Source organism: Actinomycetes bacterium (genome assembly GCA_024222295.1).
Lineage (GTDB): Bacteria > Actinomycetota > Acidimicrobiia > Acidimicrobiales > Microtrichaceae > JAAEPF01.
On the sequence record JAAEPF010000023.1, the window covers coordinates 142,470 to 154,168 of the forward strand.

The following is an 11,699-nucleotide window of genomic DNA, read 5'->3' on the forward strand; positions in this document are numbered from 1 at the left end:
CCTGCTGTCGTGAGACGTCTGCGCGACCGCTATCCCATTTTCTAAACCGCCCAACTGGCATGCCGATCACCGGCGTGGGACAACTCTCTGCGCCCGCACCCTCCGATGAGTCAGACCCCGACGGCAACACCGAAACTCCATTACAACGGCAGTGCCCAGATGAGGCGTTTCCGCTGGTTCGTCGCGGTCTCGGCAGTCTCCCTCGTGGCCATCGTGGCCCTTCCCGAATCCGCCGCAGCCAATGCCGCTTTCATCTACTCCGTATTCGGCATCGGTGTGGCCGTCGTACGCTGCTGGACGCTTCGGGGGCCCGTGCGCTTGCCGGCCGTCATCATCGCCGTGGCCGGTGTGGCCGTGCTTGCCAGCGGGCTTGTCCGTGACCTGGACAGCGTCGGACGACTCGATGACTACCCATTCCCGTCACCCGCCGACGTTCTCGTGGCCCTTGCCACGGTCCTGTTCATCGCCGCCATCTGGATCATCGTGCGCCGCAGAAACCCGTCACTCGGCCTCGACCCGATACTCGACGCGATCGTGGGTGCCTGTGCCGCTGCGCTGCTCAACTGGTCGCTGATCCTGCCCTACCTTCAGGACGACTCGTTTCCCGCCAGCGAGCGCGTCGTAACATTCGGCTTCAGCATCCTGTCATTCATCCTGATGATGCTGGCAGTGCTTGCACTGGTGGCCGGCTCGTTGCCCACCACCAGCAACCGTCTGCTCGCCGCCGCGCTCGTGGCCAGCTTCGCCGTGGACGTGGCCGCCAACCAGGTGGTTGCAGGCAGGATCGAGCCCAACTTGCTCGTTCCGATGACCATGCTCGTGCTCGTGCTCGGCGGCGCCGGTCTCATGCACCCCTCGGTCAAGAGCCTGCTCGACCGCCCTGCCGGTGCAGGCATGGTCAGACGCCTCAGCAACCGACGCATCGCAGTGCTCACATTCGCGCTGGTGACCCCACCTGCGGTGCTCGTGTGGCAGGTGATCGTGGGTGGAACCGGGCTACGACTGCTTCTGCCTGCCATCGGCGCGATCACGCTCGTGCCGCTGGTCCTCGTGCGCCTCGGACGCCTTGTGCGCCAGAACGAGGCCCTTGCCGCACAGGAAGCAACCCTGCGCACAGTTGGTGAGCGATTCGTAGTCGCTGAACGCGAGCTCGACGTGGTCATGGCGGTGCGTGCCGGCCTGGATCAGCTCTTTGGCGAAGAGCTCATCGAAGGTGAGCTCGTGCTCTCCCCGATGGAGGAGACCAGCCGCTACCGCAACCCGCTGCGCCCCGCGATCCAGCCTGCTTTGCGGGCCCTTCAAGCAGAGATCGAGTCGATCGACGGTCCTGTGAACGGCGAGTTCCATTCCCTCGAGTCAGTCGGCCATACCGGTTGCTGGCAGGCCGGCTTGATCGTCGTGCAGGGCGAGGTCAGGGGGGCGATCCTGGCCGCTACGGAGACAGAGATGACCGAAGAGCACCGCAATGCGCTCTCGGCACTGTGTCGTCAGGGAGCCGTCGCGTTCCGTGCGGTGGAACAGACCGAACGGACCGTGCGCGAGCGGTCCGAAGCGCGGTTCGCCTCCCTCATCGAGAACTCGTCGGACATCGTCGCCATCCTCGACGAAGGTGAGCACCTCGCATATGCATCGCCGGTTGCCGAACGGCTTCTCGGTCGTGAGCCGGACCCTGGCGCAGTCTTCGACCTCGAAGAGCTCGTGCACCCCGAAGACCTCGGGGCCGCACGCAGCCTTCTCGACGATGCTCGGTTCAGCGCCCGCTCCACCGGAGAAGTGCGGCTCCGCCACGCAAACGGTGACTACCACTGGTTCGAAGTCATCGTCGCCGACCTCGTGACCGATCCGAACGTCGGCGGACTGCTGCTGAACGCCCGTGCCATCGACGACCGCAAGACCGCCGAGGAGCAGCTGCTGCTCTCCGAGGCCCGCTTCAAGTCGCTGGTACAGCACTCGAGTGACCTCCTTGTCGTGGTCGACCCCCACGACAAGGTCACCTACGCGAGCCCCTCGGCCGAGAAGATGGTGAACGAGAGCCACGGAGGGCTGGTCGGGCGCCACCTGGCCAGCGTGTTTCGCGGTAGCGAGGTGGACTGGCGTGCCGCCCTGCGCTCCGGAGCCGGTGACGACTCGCCGACTTCGATCGAGTTCGGCTTCACAGATGCCGATGGCGACTGGCTGACACTCGAGGCGCTGGTGACCGACTTGCGGGCCGACCCGGCTGTGGGTGGATTCGTGCTCAACGCGCGCGACATCACAGAGCGCAAGTCGATGATGCGCCACCTGCGCCATCAGGCCACCCACGACAGCCTCACCGGTCTGGCAAACCGCGTGCTCGTGGTCGAGGAGCTCGACAACATGCTGTCGCACAACGCGGGCAACAGCTCAGTCGCCGCGATCTGCATCGACCTGGACGACTTCCGCGACATCAACGACAGCCTCGGCCAGGGAACCGGAGACCAGGTCCTGCAGGGGGTTGCGGAACGGCTGCGCTCCGCACTCGAGTTCGGTGACCAGGCAGCCCGCATCGGTGCCGACGAATTCGCAGTGATCGTCGAACGGGCGCACGGCGAGGAGATCGTGCTTGAGATTGCGCAGCAGATCCTCGAGCAGATTGCAGAGCCGCTCAGCATCGATGGCCGCCGACTCACGCTGTCGGCCTCGGCGGGCATCGCAGTCGACCACGACCGCGGTCTCGTCGGTGAGGGCCTGCTGCGCAACTCCATCACGGCCATGCATCAGGCGAAGCGCGACGGCCGTTCCCAGGTGGTCCGCTTCGAGCGGTCCATGCGTACGGCGTCCTCCGATCGTCTCGAGCTGCGAGCCGACCTTGCCCGCGCCATTGGAACCGAACAACTCGTGGTCTTCTACCAACCGATCGTGGACCTGGAGGACGGCAGCATGCTCGGCGCAGAGGCCCTGGTGCGCTGGGACCATCCTGAACGGGGCAGGCTGAGTCCGGCAATGTTTGTCCCGATCGCCGAAGATGCCGGCCTCATCGAAGGACTCGATGCCCAGGTGCGCCGCCAGGCCTGCGAGGACCTCGCGTCGTGGCGTGCCGAGGTGCCCGGGGCGACCGACCTGTACGTCACCACCAACCTCTCGGTCCAGGAGCTGCACTCAGACCACTTGCTGTCGTCGGTGCTCCGCGACCTCCGCGAGACCGGCCTCCCGCCCGACCGCCTGCTGCTGGAGGTGACCGAGTCGAACCTGCTGGACGACAGTGACCTCGTGCGCCAGCACATGGCCTCACTACGTGCCAACGGCATCAAGATCGGCATCGACGACTTCGGCACCGGCTACTCGAGCCTTGGCTACATCCACCGCTTCGAGTTCGACCTGCTCAAGATTGACCGGTCGTTCGTGGTCGGTCTCGCACGGGCAACCAACCAGCGGATCGTGTCGGCGGTGCTCGACCTCGCATCCGACCTCGGCGCCAACGTCGTGGCCGAAGGAATCGAGACCCCATCGCAGGAACAGCAGCTGCTCGACCTCGGATGCCGCCGTGGGCAGGGATACCTCTACTCCCGACCAGTGCCTGCCGCCCAGTTCCGTCGGCTCCTCACATCGACCGAGAGCCTCCAGTCGCACTAGCACGCGGGCAGGAGAGAGCCGTACCGTCGCCGCAGAACGCGCCGGTGGAACCACCGGTCGGCCAGCCGCATCCGCAACAGCAGCTCCCAGGTGCGCGCGTCGGAGCGATAGTGCTTCCGCACCTCAGCGGGGTGGAGGCTCTCACCCAGCCGCTCGTCGCCAGCAACGAGCACAGCACCAACCCATCGCTGAAGCCGTTCCTTGTAGAGGTTCGCCGCCAGGTCCATGACTACGCCCCGCGCCGAGTGGTATTGCGTCGCAGCGTTCATCGGCGGCCCGATGGCGGCGCCGGTCGGCCGTTTGCGCCCACCTGCGCTTGGTAGGGCTCTCAGGCGCTCAAGTACCCTCGCTGGCAGGGCAGCGACGCTGCCCGCAGCCCGCCCCCCGGGCCGACGACGGAGGTGACCGTGGCCGCATCGGCCGAGTCGACTTTCGCCGGCGAGTTCCAGCCGGCGAGCGAGCAGGACTGGCGTGAGGCAGTCGAACGCGTGCTTAAGGGAGCACCCTTCGACCGGCTCGTGTCGCGAACGTCCGATGGCATCGAGGTACAGCCCCTGTTCACCGATGGGCCCGACGATGCGGCCACCGGTGCTCCCGGCGCGCAGCCGTTCACCCGGGGCTTCACCGCCATCCAGCGGCCCGACGGTGCATGGGACCTACGAGCTCCCATCGGCTCCGGCGACGCCGTGGTCGACAACGCCACCGCACTGCGCGAGCTGATGCGAGGGGCAACGTCGCTTGTGCTCTCCGGTGGAGCCATGCACGACAAGCAGACCATGTCGAGCGTGCTCGACGGTGTGATGCTCGACCTCGCACCGGTGGTTCTCGCCCCCGGCGCCGCCTTCATCACCACCGCCGAGTGGCTGATGGAGATCTGGCAGGACAATTCGGTCGCCGACGACAAGGCGCTCGGTGCATTCGGGGCCGATCCGATCGGCACCCTCGCAGCAACTGGCGAACTGCCCCAGGGAGTGGACCGGGCGCTGGCAGACATGGCCGGCCTCGCTTCGATGACCGCGGCCAGGTACCCAGGTGTGCGGGCGATCACGGTCGACGCCACGCCATACAGCGAGGCAGGCGCCACAGAAGGCACCGAACTGGCAGCGATGCTGGCCACGGCGGTCGCGTACCTGCGGGCCCTCGAGCGTACGGACATGTCTGCGGCGGATGCCGGCGGACAGATCGAGGTGACCCTCGGAGCGGATCCCGACTTCTTCACCACGATTGCCAAACTCCGTGCCGCGCGGAGGGTCTGGGCGGCAATGGCCACCGCGTGCGGTGTTGACCCCGCGCAAAACCCACCACGGTTCGTTGCGCGCACCCTTCACCGTGCGATGAGCAGCCGCGATCCGTGGGTCAACATGCTGCGGGTCACCTCGGCTGCCTTTGCGGCCGTACTCGGCGGAGCAGACAGCGTGACCACCCTGTCCTTCGACTCCGAACTCGGTGAACCCGGCGAGCTCGGGCGGCGCATGGCGCGCAACACCCAGCTCCTGCTCGGCGAGGAGTCCGGCATCGGTGCCGTGATCGACCCGGCCGGCGGATCCTGGTACGTGGAGTCGCTCACCGAGCAGCTCGCGGCCGAAGCATGGAGCCAGTTCCGCACCATCGAGGCAGCGGGTGGCCTGCCGGCGGCCCTCCTCGACGGCACCCTCGCCGCCCGCATCGGCCAGGCCCGCGACAAGCACTTGTCGGCGGTGGCGACCCGCAAGGCACCGATCACCGGTGTTTCCGAGTTCCCGCTCATCGACGAGGAACTCCCACAAACCGCACCGACCAGCGCTGCCCGACCTGTGCAGGTGGATGCCGGCGGGTCGGCGACGCGCTGTGAACCACTGCAGCCAGTTCGCTGGGCCGAACAGTTCGAAGCGCTCCGCGACGCCGCCGACGCCGCAGCGGCGTCCGGGGGTAATCCGAGAGTGTTCCTTGCCAACCTCGGCAGCGTCGCGACCCACACCGCACGCGCCACGTGGGCCAAGAACTTCTTCGAAGCCGGCGGCATCGAGGCAGTCACCTCCGCCGCCGGAGCCAGCACGGGTTTCGATGACGACGAACTCCTGGCAGCTGACTTCGCCGGCTCGGGCGCGTCGATCGCATGCATCTGCTCATCTGACGAGGTGTACGCGCAGCGGGGCGCCGAAGCAGCCGCTGCCCTCGGTGGTGCCAAGCGTGTGTACATGGCCGGCAAGCCGGGCGAAGGGCGCGAGCAGCTCGAAGCGGCCGGGGTGGATCAGTTCATACACGTCGGAGTAGATGTGCTCGCAGTGCTGCGAGCCGCACACCAACTGCTCGGAATCAGCCAGTCGGAGGAGGGCCGATGAGCGACCTGTCCGTACCCGACTTCACTTCCATGGACCTGCCGTCCGCGGCGCCCGGCGCCGCACCACCCGTGCAGGGAGAGGGAACCGACCTGCCCGAGGGCATCCACGTCGACCCGTCCTACGACTCGGCATCCCGCAAGGGCCTCGACTTCCTCGGCACCTATCCGGGTCTGGCGCCATTCGTGCGCGGGCCTTACCCCACCATGTACGTCAACCAGCCGTGGACGATCCGTCAGTACGCCGGGTTCTCCACCGCAGAGGACTCCAACGCCTTCTACCGGCGCAACCTCGCTGCCGGCCAGAAGGGCCTGTCTGTCGCGTTCGACCTGCCCACCCACCGCGGGTATGACTCGGACAATCCACGGGTCGCTGGTGACGTGGGTATGGCCGGTGTGGCGATCGACTCCATCTACGACATGCGGGTGCTCTTCGACGGGATCCCGCTCGACAAGATGTCGGTGTCGATGACCATGAACGGTGCTGTGTTGCCGGTGCTCGCCCTCTATGTGGTGGCTGCCGAAGAGCAGGGGGTGAAGCCGGAGCAGCTCGCAGGGACCATCCAGAACGACATCCTCAAGGAGTTCATGGTCCGCAACACCTACATCTACCCGCCGTCGCCGTCGATGAAGATCATCGCCGACATCTTCAGCTTCACTTCGGCCAACATGGGCCGCTTCAATTCGATCTCCATCTCCGGCTACCACATGCAGGAAGCTGGAGCGACGGCCGACCTGGAGCTGGCCTACACGCTCGCCGACGGCCTCGAGTACGTGGGCGCCGGCATCGACGCCGGAATGGACGTGGACGCCTTCGCCCCGCGGCTGTCCTTCTTCTGGGCGATCGGGATGAACTTCTTCACCGAGATCGCAAAGATGCGCGCCGCCCGACTGCTCTGGGCGAAACTCATGAAGGAGCGCTTCGACCCGCAGAACCCGAAGTCGCTCAGCCTGCGAACCCACTCGCAGACGTCGGGCTGGTCGCTCACCGCGCAGGATGTCTTCAACAACGTGATGCGCACCTGCATCGAGGCGATGGCCGCCACCCAGGGCCACACCCAGAGCCTCCACACCAACGCGCTCGACGAGGCCCTCGCACTGCCCACCGACTTCTCCGCACGGATCGCCCGCAACACCCAGCTGTTCCTCCAGCAGGAATCGGGCACAACCAAGGTGATCGATCCTTGGGGCGGCAGCTACTACGTCGAGAAGCTCACCGCAGAGATCGCGGGCAAGGCGCTCGCCCTCATCGAGGAGGTCGACGAACTCGGCGGCATGGCCAAGGCCATCGAGGCGGGCATCCCGAAGCTCCGTATCGAGGAAGCGGCGGCGCGCACCCAGGCGCGCATCGACTCGGGCCGCCAGCCCGTCATCGGGGTCAACAAGTACCAGCTGGATGTCAACGAGGACATCGACGTGCTCAAGGTCGACAACTCGGCGGTGCGGGCCGGCCAGGTCGCCAAGCTGGAGCGTCTTCGCTCCGAGCGCGATGCCGACTCCGTGGAGCAGGCACTTGAGGCACTCACCAACTGCGCTGATGGCCGCGGCGGAAACCTGCTCGAGCTCGCCATCGACGCCGCCCGCCAGAAGGCGACGGTCGGTGAGATCTCGGACGCCCTCGAGAAGGTCTACGGTCGCCACCGAGCCGACATCCGCTCTATCTCGGGCGTGTACCGCCAGGAACTCGACGAATCCGGAGGGGTCGTGGACGATGTTCGCGCAATGGTCGACGAGTTCGAGGCCGTCGAGGGCCGCCGCCCGAGGATCCTGCTGGCCAAGATGGGCCAGGACGGTCACGACCGCGGCCAGAAGGTGGTCGCCACAGGCATGGCCGACCTCGGCTGGGATGTCGACATCGGCCCGTTGTTCCAGACACCGGCCGAAGCGGCCCGTCAGGCCGTCGAGGCCGACGTGCACGTGGTCGCCGCTTCATCTCTTGCGGCCGGGCACCTCACCCTCGTGCCCGAGCTCAGGTCAGCGCTCGAGGAATTCGGTCGGCCCGACATCATGATCGTGGTCGGTGGCGTGGTTCCTCCCCAGGACTACGACGAGCTCTACGCTGCCGGCGCGGAGGCGATCTTCCCGCCGGGCTCCGTCATCGCCGAGTCCGCCAAGGAGCTGCTCGCCAAGCTCGCAGCCAGGCGCGACTGACGGTCCACGGCTGCACGGGAGCCGCGTGTCGGATCCCACAGGCACGCTCGATCACAGGCTGCTGCACAACCCGGGCCCCTGCAGGGGTGCTCATCGGCCCGCCGCCGGCCCCGGCCTGGCGAGGGTCGAGCGGCCGAGCAGTCAGGCGTGGTTGGTGCTCACCCCGCCGTCGACCGGGATCAACGTGCCGGTGAGGTAGGAACCTCCGGATCCGGCCAGGAACAGCACGGCTGCAGCGATGTCCTGCGGTGCCCCGATGCGGCCCAGTGGGATGCCGGCCTCGATGCGTTCCTGCATCCCGGGCGCAGCAAGTACCCGCTCGGTCATCGCGGATTCGAACATGCCGGGGGCGATCGCGTTCACGGTCACATGTTCACCGTTGAGGGTGTGAGCGAGTTGGCGGGTGAGGGAGTGCACGGCGGCCTTGGAAGCGCCATATGTGAACAGCGGAGTGACCGGCACGCGGATGCCGTCGACCGATCCGATCATCACGACCCTGGCCGGGTCGTGCGCGGTTGCGCCGTCCTTGAGCTGCTCGGCGAGGGCCTGGGTGAGCAGGAGCGGTGCGGTGACGTTCAGAGCCAGCATCGCGGCGGACAGGTCTGCATCCGCGCCCGCAGGCGACTCTGGCACGGCCATGCCGGCGTTGTTCACGAGGATGTCGAGCCCTCCAGCGGCACCGACGGCGTCCACCAGAGCGGAGCGTCCTGCCTCGGTCGCCACATCGGCGGCGACACCGCTGCAGTTGCCGAGCTTGGACAGCTCGCTGACCGCAGCGTCGACGTCATCGGCCGTGCGGGACGCGATGATCACCTCAGCGCCGTTGGAGAGCAGCGCCGAGGCGATCATGCGGCCGATGCCACGGGACCCGCCGGTGACGAGGGCACGCTTGCCTGCAACGCTGAACAGTGAGTCGATGGAGAGGTCTGTGTCGCTCATCGGGCCAGCCTGCCACAGATTCCGGAACGCTGTTCCGGGACTCGCGGCTCAGCCGCCCAGTTCTCGGATGTAGGCGGTCACGTCGTCCAACTGCTCCGCGCTGAGTTCCTGGCGCGGCATGGTGGCGCGGTAGCCCTCCACGACCTGTGCCGTGGGGTCTTCGATAGCCCGGCGAAGGTAGTCGTCGTCGGCGACGGCGGTCCCCCCGTCGATGAATGTGACCTCGGATCCGTAGAGGCCCAACCAAGATGGGCCGAGCGAGTCGGAGCCGTCACTGGTGTGGCAGCCGGTGCAGTTGAAGCGTTGTGCGATAGCCAGGCCGCGTGCACCGCTCTCGCTCAGGTCCGCGGCATCGGGTGCAGTGTCCGACGAGCAGGCCGCAACCAGCAGCACGATCGACAGCGCGATGGCAGCGGCCCACCAGATGTGGCAGCGCGAGAGCCTCACCTCGCTCCGGCGGCCATGGTGTTCACTTGCCGCTCGCAGCCGGCGATGCCGGCTTTCGCTGCGAACCCGGGTTGTCGAGGTCGATGTCCTCGCGCCGTACCGGGTCGCGGCGATGGGCGGGACGCACGTTGTCGTTCTGGTACCAGCGGAACCAGATGACTCCCATGACGGTCCAGATGACCGGGATGCTGCCGATCTTCATCACGACGCCTGCGAGTTGCTGGTCGTGGATGGGACTCAGCCCGAGCCGAGGTGCGAGCTCGTAGGTCTCATACAGCGGTACCGGCGAGAAGGTTATGAAGGCGCCGGGGATCATCGGCACGAAGGCAACTGCGAAGAACAGGTAGGCGATGCGGATGGGGTCGGAGCTGTGTACGGCCTCGCGGATCGGGTTGACGATCGGGGCCCACAGCACGAATCCGGACAGTAGCCAGACCATGTCCATGAGGAACGACCCGACCTGGGTGGATCGCAGAGTGTCGACTCCCGTGGGGGAGTGCGTGACCACGAGGATCACGTTGGTGACCAGCACCGCTACGAGCGGCCGGGAGAGCACCAGCCACACGTTGCGCAGGCGCAGTCGTTCCAGCACGGCTTCGGCCATCCACTGGGGGGTGCCGAGGATCAGCAGCGGCGCGGCAGCGAAGGTGTAGAGCATGTACTGCAGCATGTGGACCGAGGCGAGGTATCCGCCCCCGAGCGTTCCGACGGGCCAGTCGGACGCGATCCACAGGAAGAACACGCCAGCGGCGAAGCGCCTCATGTACTTCCTGTCGTGCTCCTGGGCAGGGTGGTCGGCGCGGTGCCTGCGCCAGGCGTTCCAGTACCAGGCGACGATGCCGGCCACCAGAAGCCAGACACCGATGTACGGACTCGGAGTCCAGCTCCAGGGTTCCTCGACCGCGGAGCACCAGAACCTCATCGGGCGGCCACCAGTTCCCTGGCAGGATCGGGGCGGCGGACGGTGGGCATCTCCACAATGTTCACCGCTGCGGCACCCTCTCGGCCAGTTCTTGGAGCGGCACGACCGGTGCCTCGAGCGTGATCGGCTCGCTGTCGGCGAACTCCAGGGTCACGTCGACCTGCTGGCCCGCCTCCAAGGGCTGGGCCAGGCCTTCGAGCATTACGTGTGTGCCACCGGGGTGAAGGGAGGTGGTCTCATGGGCCGGGAGAGTGACGCTGTCGGCGCCGAGCATGAGCAGGATGCCGTCTCGGTCCTCGGTGACGTGCAGCGATGTCGTGCCGGCGCAGTCGCATTCCGCGGCCACGAGCGAGTCGTCGGCGTTGCCGGTGTTGCTCAGGTCGACGTAGAGGGCGGCGGAGTCCCCGGGGTTGGCCCCGACCGCGGCATTGGACGCCTCGACGCCGCCGTTGGCCACGGATCCGCACGCGGATCCCCACGCGATGGTGCCCAGCGTGAGTGCCGCGGGTGCGGCGAACCGAGCGAGGCGGGTCATGCCGCGGGCTGTTCGCCCGCCACGAGCCGGGGCAGGTCGCGCACCCAGTCCTGCTGACGGGTGCCGAACGGGTAGACGATGCGGGCGATGCCGTCGTCCTGGTAGGCAATGATCTGGCTTGCGTGGCCGACGGTGTAGTTACCGTCCTCGTCGGGTGTCTCGCGCACCGCCGGCGGCACGTTGGCGAGCCGCTGTGCCTCGTCGATCTCGTCGGTCGTTCCCCAGAGCCCGACGAAGTCCCTGTTGTAGCCGTCCAGGTAGTCCCGCAGTTCCGCGGCGGTGTCGCGTTCCGGGTCCGCCGTTACGAACACCATCTCCACGTTGTTGGCCACCGCGGGGTCGAGCTCCTCGAGCGCCGACTGCAACGTTCCGAGGCTGATGGGGCAGACGTCGGGGCAGTTGGCGTAACCGAACATCAACAGTGTCAGCCGGCCGTCGGTGTCGGCCCGCAGGTCGAACGGGTTGCCATCGGTGTCGGCGAGGGCGATGGCGGGCTTGTCCTCGGGCTCGGGCAGGACGCGGCCCGCCCATTCGGTTGCGGACGGGTCGTTGCCCGATGTCAGCAGCGCGATGGCCCCGAGCACAACGGCGACGGCCGTGACGAGGATCGCGGCATTGCGCACGCGCGTGTTGCCGTGCGCTGGGACGGGCTCGGGTGGTTCGTCGAGCTCTGTGTCGGGGGTTACTGACAAGGGCACTCTTCCGCTCTGACCGTCCACGTCGCCGCTACGTGGCCGAATCGTCAACCCCTCAAGCGTGGACTGACTGCCGCGCACACGCAAAGCGGCGCCGGGTGT

Annotated in this window: 9 protein-coding genes; 3 read left to right on the top strand and 6 right to left on the bottom strand. The window is 67.2% G+C overall.

Annotated features, from left to right (window positions below; all coding sequences use genetic code 11):
- Positions 1–105: 105 nt before the first annotated feature.
- Entirely contained in the window at positions 106–3,591 is a 3,486-nt protein-coding gene (locus GY812_06540) for an EAL domain-containing protein (protein MCP4435144.1), read from the top strand.
- Here GY812_06540 and GY812_06545 read toward each other — a convergent pair.
- Complete coding sequence (locus GY812_06545; GenBank protein MCP4435145.1) at positions 3,588–3,860, bottom strand: hypothetical protein; 273 nt, start codon at positions 3,858–3,860, stop codon at positions 3,588–3,590. The two genes, GY812_06540 and GY812_06545, sit on opposite strands and share 4 nt — an antisense overlap.
- A 138-nt stretch (positions 3,861–3,998) precedes the next feature.
- Between GY812_06545 and GY812_06550 the strand changes: the two genes are divergently transcribed.
- Both GY812_06550 and scpA read left to right on the top strand, forming a co-directional pair.
- On the top strand, positions 3,999–5,912 hold the full coding sequence (locus GY812_06550) for a methylmalonyl-CoA mutase (GenBank protein ID MCP4435146.1): 1,914 nt from the start codon (positions 3,999–4,001) through the stop codon (positions 5,910–5,912).
- Positions 5,909–8,059 carry a methylmalonyl-CoA mutase gene (scpA, locus tag GY812_06555; protein ID MCP4435147.1) on the top strand — a complete coding sequence of 717 codons (2,151 nt, stop codon included), beginning with the start codon at positions 5,909–5,911 and terminating at the stop codon, positions 8,057–8,059. The genes GY812_06550 and scpA overlap by 4 nt, the downstream gene beginning before the upstream one ends.
- A 141-nt stretch (positions 8,060–8,200) precedes the next feature.
- On the opposite strand, the gene GY812_06560 is transcribed toward scpA, so the two are convergent.
- The 5 genes from GY812_06560 to GY812_06580 all read right to left on the bottom strand — a co-directional run bounded on the left by GY812_06560 (position 8,201) and on the right by GY812_06580 (position 11,594).
- Positions 8,201–8,977, bottom strand: a complete 777-nt coding sequence (locus GY812_06560; GenBank protein ID MCP4435148.1) for an SDR family oxidoreductase — start codon at positions 8,975–8,977, stop codon at positions 8,201–8,203.
- Between the two features lie 69 nt (positions 8,978–9,046).
- Positions 9,047–9,445, bottom strand: a complete 399-nt coding sequence (locus GY812_06565; protein MCP4435149.1) for a cytochrome c — start codon at positions 9,443–9,445, stop codon at positions 9,047–9,049.
- Between the two features lie 22 nt (positions 9,446–9,467).
- On the bottom strand, positions 9,468–10,367 hold the full coding sequence (locus GY812_06570; protein ID MCP4435150.1) for a cytochrome c oxidase assembly protein: 900 nt from the start codon (positions 10,365–10,367) through the stop codon (positions 9,468–9,470).
- 61 nt (positions 10,368–10,428) lie between these two features.
- The gene (locus GY812_06575; GenBank protein ID MCP4435151.1) at positions 10,429–10,902 is read right to left on the bottom strand and encodes a copper chaperone PCu(A)C; all 474 of its coding nucleotides are present in this window, start codon (positions 10,900–10,902) and stop codon (positions 10,429–10,431) included.
- A complete protein-coding gene (locus GY812_06580; GenBank protein MCP4435152.1) occupies positions 10,899–11,594 on the bottom strand; it encodes an SCO family protein in 696 nt (231 codons plus the stop codon). The genes GY812_06575 and GY812_06580 overlap by 4 nt, the downstream gene beginning before the upstream one ends.
- Between the last annotated feature and the right edge of the window lie 105 nt (positions 11,595–11,699).